This is a genomic window from Marinospirillum alkaliphilum DSM 21637, assembly GCF_900119735.1.
GTDB lineage: Bacteria > Pseudomonadota > Gammaproteobacteria > Pseudomonadales > Halomonadaceae > Marinospirillum > Marinospirillum alkaliphilum.
Genome location: NZ_FPJW01000005.1, coordinates 40,983 through 57,021, shown reverse-complemented (window position 1 = coordinate 57,021; position 16,039 = coordinate 40,983). Strand labels below are relative to the sequence as shown.

Below are 16,039 nucleotides of genomic sequence, written 5' to 3'. Positions count from 1 at the left end.
AGCGCAAGAAAACCATGGAATAAACAGATTTTATAGACAATAAGATCAGTTTTTTTCGATGCTTTTGTGGGCAAGGATACTGCGTATGGCCAGATGCTGGGGTGATGCGGTTCGGGTGACTGCAAAAATGGCATCCATGACGCCATCTATGCGAGCCAGTTCACTGACACCATACTGACGGCAGACTTCATCGCGGATGGCATGGGGGGCCGCAAAAATGCCCATGCCACGACTGCCAAACACCTTGATCAAGGCGCTGTCATCAATTTCTGCCACAAACTCCGGCGTGATCTGGCGTTGTTGTAACCACAGCAGCAACTGCTGGAAGTAGGGTGTACTGAACGAAGTCGCCAGCAAGCGTTCACCATGCAGGCTGTTCGGAAAATCAGCCTGCAGGCGTTGGGTGGTGTCCGGGGTGGCAAACAGGCTGATGGGGGTGCGCATCAACTCAGTGGCGACCAGGCCGGACTGGGAAAAATCTTCCGGTAGCTGATCCGTCAATACCAGGTCAAAAGCCTGTTTTTTCAGACTGCGAATCAGGTCGGGTGTTTGCCCGGTATGGCAGCGCAGATTCAGTGATCGTTCAAGCTGTGTGGCAGGCTCCAGCAGTTGCCATGCAATCAGTTTATGGATGGAGGCTGCAATGCCAACCCTGAGTTTCAGAGGCGCCTGTTTTTCAAAGTGCTTCAGCCCGGATTCCATTTCTTCAGTCAGGGCAAAAATCTGTTCGGCATACTGATACACCCACTGGCCTTTTTCCGTCAGTTTCAGGCTGCGGTTTTCACGCCGGAACAAGGCATGTCCCAGGGACTCTTCCAGCGAAGCCAGTTGCCCACTCAGGGTCTGCGGTGCCAGATCCAGCACCTCGGAGGCACGGGCGATGGAGCCTTCCCGTGCAATCAGCCAGAAGTAATGCAGGTGTTTCAGATTCACCTTGGGCAGCATGGCCATGTCCTTGAAGGCAAGTGTTGGTTGTTGACTCTAAACAGCGGCTTTCATTCGATCAAGCAAGAAAAAACTGAAATCATGCAACCTTTTTGCGCTGTTGCTGGTCTCTAGGTTCGGCTCGCGCTAACTGGCACAGGGTTATCTGTTCAGCCGCCCTCTGGAGGTTGAAGATTATCTGCAGCGTTTGCAGCAGCAATCAGCACCAGTGATGGGTTAAGTAAGTGGACCACTGACTTTTGGATCTGGGGTAGGAGTACAGGATGTTGATGTTCAGCTGGATCAAGCAGTTCAGAATGCAGTTGTTGGCCACCTTGTCGATAACCCTGATCGGTTTTACGCTGGTTTTAAGCCTGGTGATCTGGTTTAAAACCAGTGAATACCTGAAACAGGAAATCGGTTACGAGCTGGTGGAAACAACCCGGTTAATGGCTGACAAGCTGGATCGTTATGTCTGGTCGCGTTCGGCTGAGCTGGCATTGATCAATGGCCTGGAAACCCTGCGTCACCCCGAGGATGTTGAAGGCATTCAACAGGTGTTGAATCAGTTGCATCAGTTTATCCCGGTTTTTTCATGGGTTGGTTTCATTGATCCGCAAGGCCGCGTGGTTGCAGCCACCTCCGGAATGCGAGTGGGTGAAGACCTTTCCCGCCACCGTATTTTCCTGAATGCACGGCATCAGCGTTTTTTTGGTGGTGTGCAGGATCTGGTCAGCTCACCGGAAAATAGCAGCTTCTCTAGTGTTGCACCGACCCATTTGATAGGCATCAGTTACCCGGTACTGGATCATGACCAGAAGTTTTCCGGGGTGCTGGCTGCTTACCTGAGCCTGGACTGGGTCAGGGAAATCATTGACGGTCTGACCATTCCGCTGGCCACCCACAAAAACATCGAAATGTATGTCATCAGCGGGCCGGATAACCGGGTTCTGATCGGGCCTGAAACTGAGGTGGGTCAGCCGCTGCATCTGCAAAGCATTGTTCTGGCACGGGGCGGTGATATTGGTTTTCGAACCGAAACCTGGCCCGATGGACGAATTTATTTAACCAGCTATGTCCAGTCTTCCGGCCACCAGAACTATCCGGGGTTGGAGTGGGTGATCCTGCTGCGCCAGGACCTGGAAAAAGCCTACAAACCGACCCGGCACATGCTGGGAATCATCTGGCTGATTGGGTCAGTGTTTGGTGGTTTGGTGCTGATTCTATCCTGGATGCTGGCGGGCCGGATGGCCAGGCCGCTGGAGCAGATCACGCTGGCGGCCAGAAGCATGCTGGATGGCAGCCAGCGGACATTGCCCAGATTAAAGGGTTATGAAGAGGTTGAGGTGTTATCCAATACCCTCAGCACGCTGGTCGGGCAGTTGATCAAGGCAGAAAGCAGCAGGGATCATCTGCATCGCATTGCTCATCATGATGCCCTGACCGGTCTGCCTAACCGTAATGCCATGAATGAGTTTCTTGCCAGAGCCAGACAGCAATCACCCGGTACATCCGGAAACCTGACGCTGATGTTCATGGATCTGGACCGTTTCAAGCAGGTGAACGACACCTATGGACATGAAGTGGGTGACAAGCTGTTGCAGCAGGTTGCGGGACGCCTGTTGCCGTTGCTTGCCGACAATGAGCGGCAGCTGTTGGTGCGTCTGGGCGGTGATGAGTTTGTATTCCTGCTGGAGTCAGAACTGGCTGATCCCCGAGCGGTGTTCAGTCGGATTGCAGAGCAGGCCATTCATCAGCTGAATCAGGAATTTATCATTGACGGCAAGTCAGTGCATATCGGTTGCAGCCTGGGTGGCGCCGTCTGGCCTGCTGATGATCCAGACCTGCAACACGTGATGGTTCTGGCTGATCAGGCCTTGTATCGAGCCAAACAACAGGGACGAAATCAGCTGGTGTTCCATCGGACTCGTTAGGTGTCAAAGACCAGGCTTCTGGGGTGCCGGTATTTGACAGTGCTGCCCCCTGCGAATACGCCAGTTTGCCCAGCGATTGTAAATGAAATCGCCGCAATGAAAGAGCAGTGGCAGCCTCAGGATGGCCGAGGTTCTTTTCAGGCTTGCTGCATTCCAGTAACTCAGTGTCGCCCGGTAACCCTGCAGCATTTGCTGTCCATCAAAAAAATGAATGCGTGCCATCAGCTGTTCCAGGGTGTATCCCGCAGGAGGCTCAAAGTCAGCAGCGCTGATATTGATCAGCTGAACCCCGGGTTCCAGTCTTGCTCGCAGGTGCTCTATTTCCCGACGACAAAGACCGCAGGAAGCATCGTAATACAGGCGTGGCATGTCAGGCATGGGTAATCAACCTTTTTTGTATCATTTAAGCATAACATATGCATCGTATTTTTACGTGTCATTGCTGGTTCTTATTAGCATTTTGTTTCCATCAGGTAATCTTATTTTCATTTTGTTACATATGTTAGCAGTATGTGATATTGAAGCACCTGTTTGGTGCACCTGAATGGAAGGTGAAAATGTTCCGAAATCTGAGTCTGAAGAAAAAGCTGCTGCTGACCACCTTGTTGTCAGGTTTCTTTTTTCTGGTGTTCGGGCTTGCTTATGTGCAGTACATCAAATCGGTACTGGCTGAGGAAGTGATGGATAGCCGCAGCGAGGCTTTGCAGCTGATACTGGCAGAGCGACTTAAAGCCAAGGAAGAGTTTGGTCTTGGTCTGGCTGTGATGCTCGCCGATAGCCCACGTTTACGCAATGCCTACTTTTCCGGTGTGCGTGAACCTGCATTGCTTGAGCTGGAGCGTGTCATTCGCACTTTTCGCGATACAACCAATTACCGGGGGTTGCGCGTTCAGATTCACAATGCGGAGGGGTATTCCTGGTTACGCAGCTGGAATCCTGAGCATTTTGGTGATGATGTGCGTTTTCGCCCGAGTATCCAGCGCATGTTGTCTGAGAAACGGCCTTTTGGTGTTGCTGATGAAGCCGGTCGAGCAGGCTTTGCCGTGAGGGGGCTAGCACCCATCGTGGATGCCGGTGATTATCTTGGCAGCATCTTCAGCACAGATGGCAGAGCATGCTGAAGCCACTCTGGCTGCTGCAGAAGAGGCACGTCAGCAAACGAATGATGGCCAGAAGGTGGTTGGCTCGACCGTTGAATCAATCAACCGGCTGGCAGAAAAGATGGATGCCATGCTGGCAGTGATTGCCCGACTGGATCAGGGTAGCCGTAATATCGGGCAGGTTATTGAAACCATTGCAGATGTTGCTGACCAGACCAACTTGCTGGCACTGAATGCGGCGATTGAGGCGGCCCGTGCCGGTGAGCATGGTCGAGGGTTTGCTGTAGTGGCTGATGAGGTTCGTCAGCTGGCCAGCCGCACCCAGCAGGCTACCCACGAAATCAACGGCATCATTCAGGAAGTTCAGAATGCGGCCACTGATGTGTCTGATGCCATTTCAGCGGGCACCCGGGATGCTGCCACTTGCGTGAGCTGGGCTGCACAAACAGGCGAGGCTCTGGATGCCATTCAGCAAAGTGTTGAGCGAATGAATCAGCGCGGCCAGCAGATTGCCGAAGCAGCACGCGAGCAAAGTCTGGTCGCGGAAGAAATCAGTGAAAGCATGCAGCGCATTCATGCGCAGGCAGAAATGAACAGCCAATCGATGCAGGAAGCGCAGGGGATCAATCAGCTGTTAACGGATCGTTCTGAGGCGTTGAAAAGCCTGGTTCAGCGATTTCGTTTTTAATCAGGAACACGCAGCCGCTCTATCTGGGGCGGCTGCGTTTCTGCCAGACCATGCCATTACAGTCAGGGCAAATGGTGTGGATCACCGGGGTGGAGCCACTGCCGGTCTGGTAGTGTTCCGGGGCTGACCAGTGGTCGCCCTGTATCGGACGCACCTTGTTGCACATGCTGCAACGCAGTAGCTGAGGCAGGGCATGAGCATCATGGCTGATGTCTTCAAAGTGCAAGGGCGTTTCAAAGGGTTCTTGTTTCAGTAAAAAATGCTTCATTTCCACCACCTGGTTGTCCAGTGGGGTCAGCTGTAATTCCATGAAGCGTTTATGGGTGGTGCTGTCACAGCGATAGGGCCGAAACAGTGTGGCTTTTTTCAACCGGCAGAGTTTCAGGCAGGTTTCGACATACATGCGAGTGGTGTCACTGCTGATGAATTCATGCAGCGGTTTGCCGATCACCTTTTGACAGGCCAGGCTGTCTGCGGCATTGCCTGCTGCTGCAACCGCTTCCCAGTTGCTCGACAGGCTGAGGATGTAGTTGTCTGCATCAACGGTAAGCGTGACTGTTTCCAGCGCTTGCTCAAGGCTCTGATTTTCAGTGACCGGCTGACTCATCGGCTTGCTCCTTGAATGCCAGGTGTGGCGGCAGGGGCTTGCTGAACAAATAACCTTGCAGCAGATCGGCCTGGTGATTTTGCAACCAGTTCAGCTGCCAGGTGGTTTCAATGCCTTCAATGACCGTTTTTAAACCCAGAGCCTGTGCCATGGCAAGCATGGCGCGGACCAGTGAACGGGTTTCTTCGGAGTGCTCCAGCTCATGGATGAAACTGCGGTCCACTTTGAGGGCATCAACGGGCAGGCTTTTCAATATTGAAAGTGACGCAAAGCCGGTTCCAAAATCATCCAGAAAAATCTGGCAACCCAGGTCTCTGAGTCTATCCAGTGTTTCAGAGATTTGTGAAAGCCCCTGCATCATTGCGGTTTCAGTCACTTCAAAATTAAATCGACTCAGCGGCAGCTGATACCTGGCCGCAATCTGGCTGAGTTTTTCCAGCAATTCACCGGAACGAAACTGAACCGGTGACAGGTTGATGCAAATGCGCTGGTCTTTTTCAATCCGGTAGTGGGTCAGGTCCATGCAGCACTTTTCAAACAGTGCCAGGCCCAGGGCGCTGATCACTCCCTTCTGTTCGGCAATTTCGATGAATTGATCCGGATAAATCAGTGCTTGCTGTTCGCCACGCAAACGGACAAGTGCTTCAAACTCCTGGGTTTTGTCAGGGTGTCGGGCATTTCGAATGGGCTGGTAATGCAGTTCAATCAGTTCGGCAGGGTTCTGGCAGGCTTGCCACATCAAGGCGACCATCTCATTACTGCTGACCAGTTGGGCTTCCTGGTCGGGGTTGAATAGTTCCCAGGTATTACGGCCCTTGTGTTTGGCCTGGTACATGGCTGCATCGGCCCGGCGCAGCAAGTCTTCGGAGTTGTCACCGTGAACGGGATAAAGTGCTATACCAACGGAAGCACTCAATCGGTGGGTGGCCTTGCGCGTTTCATAAGAGCGAGACAGGGCTTTAACCAGCTCTTCGGCTTTGTTATGGGCCAGCGCTTCATCCTGTAAACCGGAAAGGATCACGACAAACTCATCACCACCAATGCGACAGGCCATGTCTGACTCACGCACCAGTGCAACAATGCGCTGTGTGGCTTCACGCAGGATATGGTCCCCTTCAGCATGTCCATAATGGTCGTTGACTTCCTTGAACTTATCCAGATCCAGGAAAAATACTGCAAGCTTGCCTTGCCTGTGACGTGCATGGCTGATTTGAACATCCAGAAACTGATGCATCAGGGTCCGGTTGGGCAAACCGGTCAGGCTGTCATAAAAAGCCAGACGGTCAAGCTGCTCCTGATGTTCTTTGCGGTCAGTGATATCTGAGAAAATGCCGGCATAAAAAGTCTGTCCGGACATTTCATCATGGATGCGGCTGATCATCAGCCACTCGGGATAAACCTCACCATTTTTGCGACGATTCCAGATTTCACCGGCCCACCAGCCGTGGTGATGGATCTGCTCCCATAAGTCACGGTAGAAATCCAGTGTATGCCGTCCGGAATTAAGCATCCTCGGGTTTTGACCGATCACTTCCTGAGAGCTGTAGCCAGTGATTTCGCAGAAGGCTTGATTGACGCGAACAATTTTGCCTCGAGCATCAGTGATGCAAACGGCTTCACGCATCTGCTCAATGACAGTGTTGGCGAGGAATAGGGACTGGCTGGATAATTCTGCCGGGGTGATGTTTCTGACTGCCAGTAAATAAGTGGTTCGAGGTCCGAAGTAACCTGCTGCCTCATGGGGTGCAAGATGTTGTTCAAGCAGCTGGCCATTGTTCAGCATCAGAATACTGGTTTGCTGTTCAGGATTGCTGTTACGACTGAGTTGCTGAAGAAGAGCCAAACCACTTTCTTTTTTCAGATATTTGCGCAGGTTCTGACGAACCCCCGTGTCATGATTGATTTTCAGGAGCTGTCTTGCAAACGCATTGACAGCAAGAATATCCAGGTGGGAATCCAGCACCACAAGGCCAACAGGGGCTTGCTGAAACAAGGCTTCAAGTGCAGCAGATTGCTGGAGGTCCTGTCCTGTCAATTGTTCCTGAATCAGCGCATCTGCTTCCAGCTCACAGACCTGTAGCTCAAGTACATTCAACTGACCTTGAAGTTTTTCAACCAGATCCTTCAGGCGGGCGTTTTCTTCACGAAAAGCCGTCACGTCCTGCAGCAGCTGGTCTGCATCCATTGGGGGCAGGTGATGGTTATTGGCACTCATCGTCAGCATCCAGCAGTTTCATGAAACCGAGAAAATGAGGTTCACCCTTCAGCTGAATGGCCTCCACCTTGATTTTCAGCAGACGCCTTTCTCCTTCTGCTGTCAGGGCAGTGATATCACGCCATTTACCGACCAGACCCTTGGTTTTTTCAGTCAGGTAAGCCTGGATATAACTGTCGTGGTGGCGATTGTAGGGTTCAGGCATCAGGGTTTTGATATTGCGGTACAGCATGGCGTCAACCGGGTAACCAAAGAGGTTTTCCAGGGCGTGATCGGCATAAATGATCACACCGGTCTGATCAATCAGCATTTTTGCTGTTTCGCCTGGCTGCGCACTCAGCATCTTGAGCAGGGCCAGTGATTCACATTCACTGGCGTTAAGTTGTTCTCTGTGCTGCTCAAAAAACAGCATCACGCCCACCACCTTGTTGGAGTCTGCGGTATAGGGGACCATGCGAACCTGATATACCTGATCCTGATGCCTTACGCGCTGCTGACCAGGCTGACCGGACTCGATGATATTAAGAAGCTCTTGGCGCAGATTGGGCAGCTCAAGGCGAAGTGCCAGGGTGGTGATGACCTGGCCGATATCGCCGTTATCCAACCCCAGGAGTTGCCCGGCAATCTGGGTGAAACGCTGTACCCTCAAACGGTTATCCACCAGCAGAATGAACTCATTCATCTGTGCCAGCATGTTTTCCAGGTCGTTGTTGACCTGTTCCAGCTCGTAGGTTTTAACTTCCAGTTCCTGGTTGACGGTTGATAACTCTTCATTGGTGGACTGCAGTTCTTCATTGGCTGTTTGCAGCTCTTCATTGGCAGACTGGAGTTCCTCGTTGGCAGACTGCAACTCCTCATTGGTGGATTGCAGTTCCTCGTTGGTGGTTTCCAGGTCTTCAATCGAGTTTTGCAGCCGTTCCTTGAAGATGGCAATTTCCTTGCGCAGCTTGTCATTGATCAGTTGATCACCATCGGTCATCACTCCCTGGCTGGTGATGAAACTTTCTGACAGGTCCAATTCCTGAAAGGTCAGGCAGTAGAGTTCTTCCGCTTCCTCCAGTTGCATGCGCTTCAGATTCAGGAACAGGGCTTTTTCAGGCTGGCTGTTTTCATAAAAAAGTGACTGGCAGCTGGCTTTGCCATCCCTGCGTGCTTTTTGCAGCAGTGCCCGAACATCCACCTTCAAATCATCGCGGATCAGGTTTAAAAGGTTGGTGTCGATGCGGCCTTGCGGAAAGGACAGGTAAAGGCTGACATCACCACGCAGATGCAGTACCTGCCCGGAGCTGTCAATCACCACGGCAGTGGGCAAGAGTTGTTCCACCAGTATCTGGTCAATGCGTGCTGCAATGTTGTGTTTTTCCTGCAGCAGTGGTCGTTCACGCTGTTCTTGTTTGTGGCGGCTACTGGCCATTGAAACAGCACTGCTGATGTGATCCAGACGTGTGGAGAGGTTGGTTTTTTTACGCACAAAAATCTGGCTTTTACTGATCAGAGGATCAAACAGCTCCGGCACGGCACTGCTGGCAGACTCTGATTTGCCAAGGAACAGGTAATGTCCCGGTTTCAGGGCAAAGTGGAAGGTTTGCAGGACTTGTTTTTGCAATTCCAGCGAAAAGTAGATCAGCAGGTTGCGACAACTGATCAGATCCAGTCTTGAGAAGGGTGGGTCCATGATCACATTCTGACGAGCAAACACCACCTGATCACGAATCACCTTGCGAACATGGTACTGGCCATCCTTGTTGATGAAATAGAGTTCCAGCAAGTCAGCAGGCACATCACGGACTTGTGCGGTGGTGTAAATACCCTTGCGGGCCAGTGACATGGCATGCTCGTCAATGTCGGTGGCAAAAATCTGGTAGCTGACTTCCTTGCGCAGCAGTAAAGAAGCCTGATGGAACAGGATGGCAATGGAAAAGGCCTCCTCACCATTGGCGCAGCCTGGAACCCACACACGGATCTGGTGGTTGTCCGCATTCTGCTCAATCAGTTGATTGATCAGTCCAGCGAGATCAGCAAAGGCTTCAGTGTCACGGAAAAAGGAAGTGACCGAAATCAGCAGATCTTTAAACAGGCTTTCCACTTCCTGGTGGGATGATGCAATCAGGGTTACATAATCATCCAGGGTGACCAGGCGGTGCACTGCCATGCGACGGGCAATGCGGCGCTGAATGGTTTTTAACTTGTAACCACTGAAGTCGTAACCGGTTTGATCCAGGATGCGTTGGTAGATTTTTTCCAGGCTGGAGCGAATGCGTGGGGCGGAGACTTTGCTGAGGGTTTTGCCCGCTGACGCAATAAAGTTGGTGATTTCTGCGGCAATTGCAGCGGGCGGCAGAGTCAGATCGACAAATCCTGTATCAATGGCTGCCTTGGGCATGCCAGAGTATTTGGCGGTGGTTTCATCCTGTGCCAGCACCAGGCCATTGGCTGACTTGATGGCCATGATGCCTTGTGAGCCATCGGTGCCCGTGCCGGATAAAATCACTGCAATGGCTTGCTCACCGATGTCTTCGGCAAGGCTGGAAAGCAACAGGTTGATGGAGGGTTTGGGGCCTGTTGCTGCCGCTGGTTGTAAAAGAATGCGGCCTTTTTCGATCAGGGCATTATGCCCCGGAGCAACGATGTAAACATGGCCTGGCCGTGGGGTCAGTTCCTGATCAACCAGTTCCACTGGCAAGGGAGTTGCGCGAGCCAGCAAATCCTTGAGGATGGTTGGGTGCCTGGGGTCCAGATGCTGGGCAATGATGATAATGGTGTCATCGGCTTTATCCAGAGCACCAAGGAATTCCTTTAAAGCTTCGAGTCCGCCGGCAGAAGCGCCAACAGCTATCCAATAGGGCTGCTGGGTATTGCGGCGCTGACTTTTGCGTTCGGGCATGTACATAATTCCCTAGTTTTTTTCTAATGTATCAATAGGTAAGCATTGGGTAAAGAAATGTCTTGATTTATTCTGTGTTGAGGTATTGTGTAAGTGTATTTCAATTGCATTTTTTTGGTATAGTGATTTTCGTTTTCCAGTCGTTCCACCTCCGTTGGTTTTCAAAAACGCATCAGGTGCTTTTGACTACACTCATGACAGAAACGTTTCCTGGAGTCAGGCATGCTGATTCAACTTTATAAAATGATGCGTTCTCCGTTGGGTGTGGGATTGCTGGTGGGAGTATTGGCTTTATTGCTGGGCGGTTTGTTTGTCAGGCAGTTGCATCTGCATCATGACCAGGCCGAGCAGCATGAGTTGCAGTCTTTGCTGGCGCGCCATGCCTTGCAGCTGGAATATCAGTTGAATCAGGCCATGGCAGTGAATGAGTTGCTGGCGGTGTTATTGAAGAGTGAAGGTGGTGTGCTGGATGCTTTTGAAGCCAAGGCATCAGGGTTGCTGGCGGTTTCTTCCAGCTTGTCGCATCTCAGTCTGGCTCCGGGCGGGGTGATACAGCAGGCGTTTCCCCTGGCTGGCAATGAGACTTCCATCGGTTTTGATTTATTGGCTGATCCGCTGCAGGGGCCTGATGCAAGGTTGGCCATGCAACAGCAGCGTCAACTGGTCAGTGGTCCGCTGGATTTGGTGCAGGGTGGTCAGGCTTTTATTTTACGCCTGCCGGTTTTTCTTGATAACGCTGCTGGCGCTGCTGAGTTCTGGGGTTTTACCAGCATCGTGTTACGAATGGAGGCGTTGCTGGCTGCGGCTGGATTTGATGCACTGACAGAACAGGGTTTGGTGTATCGTTTTTATCATCACCCTGCAGATCAGGCACGTCAGCTGGTGTATGCCTCATCTCAGGCGTTGCTGCCTGCCAGAGTCGTGCATGAAGTTCAGCTGCCCAATGGCTATTGGTTACTGGAGGCATCTGCGCTGGAGTCCTGGCAGGACTCACTGCATCATTTGCTGGAGTTGTTACCGGTGGTGCTGGTCAGCCTGTTAATGGGCTTGCTGGCGGCCCAGATGCAGCATATTGAGCAGATGAACCGGCACCTGGAAAGGAAAGTGGCACAACGGACATCAGAGCTGCAGATAGCCGCCATGGCGTTTCAGTCACAAAACGGCATTCTGGTCACTGATGCTGAGCAGCGTATTCTTAAGGTGAATCAGGCTTTTCAGGCAATTACTGGTTACAGTGAGGCAGATGTGCTGGGGCAAACACCGGCACTGCTGAACTCAGGGCGTCATGGACCGGTTTTTTATCAGCAGATGTATGCCAGCCTATTGCGGGAAGGGCGCTGGCAGGGAGAAATATGGAATCGCCGCAAGAATGGTGAAATCTATCCGGAACACCTCACCATCACCGCCATTCATAACCCGGCCGGGCAGGTCACTCATTATGTTGCCAGCCTGGTGGATCAAACCGAACAAAAGGCCAGCCAGGATCGAATTTATCGGCTGAAATACTTTGATACGCTGACTTGTTTACCAAATCGGGCACTACTGCTGGAAACCTTGCGTGAAGCGATAGCGGAGGCGGTTGTTGGTCACGAACACATGAGTGGCAGTCTGTTGTTTCTGGATCTGGATCATTTTAAACAGTTTAACGATGCACTGGGGCATGCTGCCGGCGATGAGCTGCTGCAGTTGTTGTCAGAGCGACTGGGTGCAGTGTTGCCGCCAGAAGCATCGTTATCCCGCCTGGGCAGTGATGAGTTTGTGGTGTTGTTGCAGCAATCTGATCAGGACCAGGCTCAGACAGCCACAGCCGCTGAGAAGCTGGCAGAAAAGCTGATTGCAGTCATCAAACAACCTTTTGTACTGGGAGGGCAGGCGCACCACATCACGGCATCCATTGGTGTCACCTTGATTCATGCCGATGATCAGCCGGAAGAGCTGTTGAAACAAGCGGAGCTGGCCATGTTTCGTGCCAAGGCGCGGGGCCGCAATGCCATTCATTTTTATGAACAGGCCATGCAGCAACAGGCCATCGACCGCCTGGCACTGCAGGCGGCCATGTATGAAGCCTTGCAGCAGCAGGACTTTGAGCTGCATTACCAGCCTCAGGTGAATGCCAGCGGATACATCTGTGGTGTGGAGGCGTTGATACGCTGGAATCATCCACAGCGTGGTGCGGTTTCACCTGCTGAGTTCATTCCGTTGGCAGAAGAAACCGAGCTGATTCTCAAAATTGGTGATTGGGTGTTGTGGCAGGCTTTCAGTCAGGCAGAACGCTGGTCCCATTCCGCCAGCACCAGTCATCTGGTGATTTCTGTCAACGTCAGTGCCAGGCAATTTGCTCAGGCAGATTTTGTGGCCAGGATGGAGCAGGTGTTGCGTCAGACAGGGGCCAATCCGCGTCGTCTGCAACTGGAGTTGACAGAAAGCATGCTGGCGGATGACACCCGCGATATTATTGCCAAGATGCAGCAACTCAAAGCCCTGGGGCTGTTGATCTCTCTGGATGATTTTGGTACAGGGTATTCATCCCTGAGCTACCTGCAACAATTGCCACTGGACCAGCTCAAGGTTGATCAATCCTTTGTGCGGGACATCAATCCGCAAGAGCCGCAGCGTGCCCTTGCTGCCAGTATCATTGCGCTGGGATTAAGCCTGGAGCTGGAGGTGATTGCTGAAGGCATAGAAACACCAGAACAACTTGCCTTTTTACAGCAGCAAGGCTGCCAGCTGTTTCAGGGATACCTGTTGGGGCGACCGATGCCGGTGGCCAGCCTGGAGGAAAGGTTGCATTGCCGGGAATGATGATCTGCTATGCTTCATTTTTTCGATGCAAGGGAAGGAAACATCATGAAAAAAACAGTGGCTGTGCTGGTGTCGGGCTTGTTGTTCCTTGCTTCCCTGCAGTTGCAGGCCGCTTCAGTTTCCTGTGAGTCTCATGCCGCGCTGGTGCAACTGGAAGGGCTGGTGCGGGTTCAGCCTGCCGGGTCTGCTTTTCCACTGCGTGATCTTCAGCTTCCTCATGCGCTCTGCACTGATGATCGGGTCATCACCCAGACCAATGCTCGTGCCCTGATTCGCCATTCCGGTGGCGAGTTGGTGCTGGATGGCGGCAGCCGACTGCTGGTGCTGGATGCTTCCGGCATTCGGCTGGAAGAGGGTGCCGGTCTGTTTGAAGTCAGTCAGCGAGGAGCAACCCCATTTGTGGTGCATACACCGCTGGTGGTGATCGGGGTCAAGGGTACCCGGTTCCTGGTCAGCAGCAGTGATCAACGTGATGACGTGGCGCTGTTTCGAGGTTTGGTGGGTGTAGAACGGCAGGATGGTCGTGAAATGGCCTATTATCGTGCCAAACCCGTGTCCGAAATGACCTTCAGCGAGTATCGGGCTTACCAGCAGCGGGCATTTCAGGAGTACCGGAATGCCTTGCAACAGGCGTTTGAAGACTACAAGAAGGAGCAGATGGCCCAGTTTCAGGCCTTTGTCAGTGGTGTGGACCTGCAGCCAGGTCGTCAGCTGACACTGGGTGGCAGTGAAGATGCCCCCGAGGTGATTGATGCACCGGTCAATCCTGCACTGGAGCGGTTGCAGCGTGATCTTGAGCGCTGGTTGCGCTGATGCGGAGCTTTGTGGACCAGTTGCGGCGCTTTGTGAACCTGATGCGGTACTTTGGGAAGTTGAAGCAGGGTTCTGGAAAATGGAAAGGGCCCATCAGCCTCTATCCGGTGGCACTGCTGCTGGTGTTGCCGGTGCTGTTGCTGTCTCTGTACCCACCTCCATTGATTCAGTCGCTGGCCAGCGCCATTTCAGACGGCCAGTATCGATTGAACCCCCGTGTACCACCACAGCAACTGGTGTTTCTGGAAATTGAAAACACCAGTGTGCAGGCTTTTGGTCGTTGGCCCTGGCCTCGCAGTGTGCTGGCAGAAGGGCTGGCCCGCCTGCATCTTGCCGAGGTGGTGGCACTGGACATGGTGTTCTCCGAAGCCACCCGGCCGGAAGAAGACCGGCAACTGGCAGAAGCCCTGGCCGACCTGCCGGTTGTGGGAGGCGTGTTCCTGAATGGTCCACTGGCAGCAACACTGCAGCCCCATGAATGGGAGTTGCTGCTGGATTCGGCACTGCTGGATGTCACGGATGTGACACTACTGACCAGTGACCGCCTTGAATTACCTACTCCACAACTTCGTGATGCCTTGCCATTGCTGGCCGCGCTGAACATTCAGCCGGATGCTGATCAGCAATTGCGTCATTATCCACTGGCGTTTGCCCTGCAGGATATGGCCTTGCCGAACCTGGGTGTTCAGTTATTGCGTCTGGGCCGACAGCAGGACTTCACCCTGCAGGGGAGCAGTGCAATGACTGCGGGGCAGTCTGTTCCGGTGGATGCACAGCAACGCACCCGGCTGAATTTTTATCCACCAGACACCTGGCAACGCATCCGTTTTGCCGAGCTGATGCAGGATGACTGGGACCCAGAACGGCTTGCCGGTCGATGGGTTATGGTGGGAGTCAGTGAGGCAGGGGTCACCGATCTGCGTGCCACCCCCTTGGGTTATCAGCCAGGCCCACTGGTGCATCTCACCTTTGTCGCAAATCTGCTGGATGCCAGCCTGTTGCAGGAAGTTCAGGGTACCCACCTGGCAGGGGTGCTGCTGTTGACCTTGTTGGCGGTGTTTCTGATCTGGCAGCTGGCTTCTCCCTGGCTGCGCCTGCTGTGTTATGGCGCCATTGCGCTGTTGCTGGTGGCTGCCGGGGCAGGCTTGTATCTGTGGTTGCACCTCTGGCTGGAAGCTTTTTATCCATTGTTATTGCTGTTGCTATTGGTGTTGCTGGGTGAAGTCTGGCTGTTTGTACAGAATCGAGCGGAAACCGCCTGGCTGCGAAGTGCCTTCAGCAGTTATGTGGCTCCTGCCCTGGTGGAGCGACTGGTGAATCAGCCGCAACTGATCAGTCTGGGTGGCCAGCGTCAGCAACTGACGGTGGTGTTCACTGATCTGCGAGATTTCACACCCACCACGGAGGCGCTGGAAACGGAAGAGCTGGTGCGTCACCTGAATGCTTATTTCGGCCAGATGATTGAACCCCTGCACCGTTATCAGGGCACCCTCGACAAGCTGATTGGTGACGCCATCATGGCGCTTTTTAATGCCCCCCTGCCTGATGAAAATCATGCCTTGCATGCCTGTCTTTCAGCAGCGGCAATGCTGCAGGCACTGGAACGATTTAATGCCAACTTCCCTGATGACCCGGTGCGTCAGCTGCGTATGGGCATTGGTATCAATACCGGCGAAGGGGTGGTGGGTAATATCGGTGCTGCCGGACGTTTCAATTACACCGCCATCGGGGATGTGGTGAATGTGGCTGCCCGGCTGGAAAGTGCCACCAAGGCCGTGAATGAAGCCTGGCAGCAGGCCCGTGCTGCCGGAGAGCCTAAACCCTGCGAAACGGTGGATATCCTGATGGGTGAAGCCACCTGGCTGGCGGTTCGTGATCAGTTGCCCTGTTATCCGGCGGGTGCCTTGCAACTGAAGGGCAAGTCAATGGCCTTGCAGGCCTGGGTGCTGGACTGGCGAGCCATGCAGAAAATGGGGCTCTTGTCATGATCTCGGATTCTGTATATTCTCTTGGGTAATTTGAAATCTTTTCGTTATTACCTTTTTGCCATTGTTGGCGGCAGGAGAAGCCCC

At 53.0% G+C, this 16,039-nt stretch carries 11 protein-coding genes; 6 read left to right on the top strand and 5 right to left on the bottom strand.

Features of this window, described 5'->3' with window-relative positions; translation table 11 throughout:
• Positions 1-45 precede the first annotated feature (45 nt).
• Positions 46-945, bottom strand: a complete 900-nt coding sequence (locus BT114_RS08140) for a LysR substrate-binding domain-containing protein (protein WP_218163479.1) — start codon at positions 943-945, stop codon at positions 46-48.
• Positions 946-1,208: 263 nt separating this feature from the next.
• Here BT114_RS08140 and BT114_RS08135 point away from each other — a divergent pair, with 263 nt between their 5' ends.
• Positions 1,209-2,858 (top strand): sensor domain-containing diguanylate cyclase, encoded by a 1,650-nt coding sequence (locus BT114_RS08135; RefSeq protein WP_084662027.1) that lies wholly within the window; start codon positions 1,209-1,211, stop codon positions 2,856-2,858.
• A 3-nt stretch (positions 2,859-2,861) separates the two neighbouring features.
• Here the strand turns inward: BT114_RS08135 and BT114_RS08130 are convergent, their stop codons facing one another.
• The gene (locus tag BT114_RS08130; RefSeq protein WP_072325870.1) at positions 2,862-3,236 is read right to left on the bottom strand and encodes a thiol-disulfide oxidoreductase DCC family protein; all 375 of its coding nucleotides are present in this window, start codon (positions 3,234-3,236) and stop codon (positions 2,862-2,864) included.
• Positions 3,237-3,415: 179 nt separating this feature from the next.
• Between BT114_RS08130 and BT114_RS14885 the strand changes: the two genes are divergently transcribed.
• Together BT114_RS14885 and BT114_RS14880 are read left to right on the top strand one after the other, a co-directional pair.
• On the top strand, positions 3,416-3,979 hold the full coding sequence (locus BT114_RS14885; protein WP_072325869.1) for a cache domain-containing protein: 564 nt from the start codon (positions 3,416-3,418) through the stop codon (positions 3,977-3,979).
• On the top strand, positions 3,942-4,646 hold the full coding sequence (locus BT114_RS14880; RefSeq protein WP_177247059.1) for a methyl-accepting chemotaxis protein: 705 nt from the start codon (positions 3,942-3,944) through the stop codon (positions 4,644-4,646). The genes BT114_RS14885 and BT114_RS14880 overlap by 38 nt, the downstream gene beginning before the upstream one ends.
• Before the next feature lie 19 nt (positions 4,647-4,665).
• Here the strand turns inward: BT114_RS14880 and BT114_RS08115 are convergent, their stop codons facing one another.
• The 3 genes from BT114_RS08115 to BT114_RS08105 are packed head-to-tail and all read right to left on the bottom strand — an operon-like array spanning position 4,666 to position 10,352.
• Positions 4,666-5,253: a hypothetical protein gene (locus BT114_RS08115; protein ID WP_072325867.1), complete on the bottom strand. Its 588-nt coding sequence runs from the start codon at positions 5,251-5,253 to the stop codon at positions 4,666-4,668.
• Positions 5,234-7,468: a putative bifunctional diguanylate cyclase/phosphodiesterase gene (locus BT114_RS08110; protein WP_072325866.1), complete on the bottom strand. Its 2,235-nt coding sequence runs from the start codon at positions 7,466-7,468 to the stop codon at positions 5,234-5,236. The genes BT114_RS08115 and BT114_RS08110 overlap by 20 nt, the downstream gene beginning before the upstream one ends.
• Positions 7,455-10,352, bottom strand: coding sequence for a chemotaxis protein CheB (locus BT114_RS08105; protein ID WP_072325865.1), 2,898 nt, complete (start codon positions 10,350-10,352; stop codon positions 7,455-7,457). The genes BT114_RS08110 and BT114_RS08105 overlap by 14 nt, the downstream gene beginning before the upstream one ends.
• A gap of 222 nt (positions 10,353-10,574) precedes the next feature.
• Here BT114_RS08105 and BT114_RS08100 point away from each other — a divergent pair, with 222 nt between their 5' ends.
• The 3 genes from BT114_RS08100 to BT114_RS08090 are packed head-to-tail and all read left to right on the top strand — an operon-like array spanning position 10,575 to position 15,955.
• Complete coding sequence (locus BT114_RS08100) at positions 10,575-13,154, top strand: bifunctional diguanylate cyclase/phosphodiesterase (RefSeq protein WP_072325864.1); 2,580 nt, start codon at positions 10,575-10,577, stop codon at positions 13,152-13,154.
• A 45-nt stretch (positions 13,155-13,199) separates the two neighbouring features.
• Positions 13,200-13,967 carry a FecR family protein gene (locus BT114_RS08095; protein WP_072325863.1) on the top strand — a complete coding sequence of 256 codons (768 nt, stop codon included), beginning with the start codon at positions 13,200-13,202 and terminating at the stop codon, positions 13,965-13,967.
• Positions 13,967-15,955, top strand: a complete 1,989-nt coding sequence (locus BT114_RS08090) for an adenylate/guanylate cyclase domain-containing protein (RefSeq protein ID WP_072325862.1) — start codon at positions 13,967-13,969, stop codon at positions 15,953-15,955. Before BT114_RS08095 ends, BT114_RS08090 begins: the two co-directional genes overlap by 1 nt.
• The last annotated feature ends 84 nt before the right edge of the window (positions 15,956-16,039 follow it).

Excerpts from the sequence above, each read along its gene's own strand:
- BT114_RS08105 (WP_072325865.1), bottom strand. The coding sequence starts at position 10,352 with ATGCCCGAACGCAAAAGTCAGCGCCGCAATACCCAGCAGCCCTATTGG.
- BT114_RS14885 (WP_072325869.1), top strand. The coding sequence starts at position 3,416 with ATGTTCCGAAATCTGAGTCTGAAGAAAAAGCTGCTGCTGACCACCTTG.
- BT114_RS08115 (WP_072325867.1), bottom strand. The coding sequence starts at position 5,253 with ATGAGTCAGCCGGTCACTGAAAATCAGAGCCTTGAGCAAGCGCTGGAA.
- BT114_RS08110 (WP_072325866.1), bottom strand. The coding sequence starts at position 7,468 with ATGAGTGCCAATAACCATCACCTGCCCCCAATGGATGCAGACCAGCTG.
- BT114_RS08090 (WP_072325862.1), top strand. The coding sequence starts at position 13,967 with ATGCGGAGCTTTGTGGACCAGTTGCGGCGCTTTGTGAACCTGATGCGG.
- BT114_RS08130 (WP_072325870.1), bottom strand. The coding sequence starts at position 3,236 with ATGCCTGACATGCCACGCCTGTATTACGATGCTTCCTGCGGTCTTTGT.
- BT114_RS08135 (WP_084662027.1), top strand. The coding sequence starts at position 1,209 with ATGTTGATGTTCAGCTGGATCAAGCAGTTCAGAATGCAGTTGTTGGCC.
- BT114_RS08095 (WP_072325863.1), top strand. The coding sequence starts at position 13,200 with ATGAAAAAAACAGTGGCTGTGCTGGTGTCGGGCTTGTTGTTCCTTGCT.
- BT114_RS08100 (WP_072325864.1), top strand. The coding sequence starts at position 10,575 with ATGCTGATTCAACTTTATAAAATGATGCGTTCTCCGTTGGGTGTGGGA.
- BT114_RS08140 (WP_218163479.1), bottom strand. The coding sequence starts at position 945 with ATGCTGCCCAAGGTGAATCTGAAACACCTGCATTACTTCTGGCTGATT.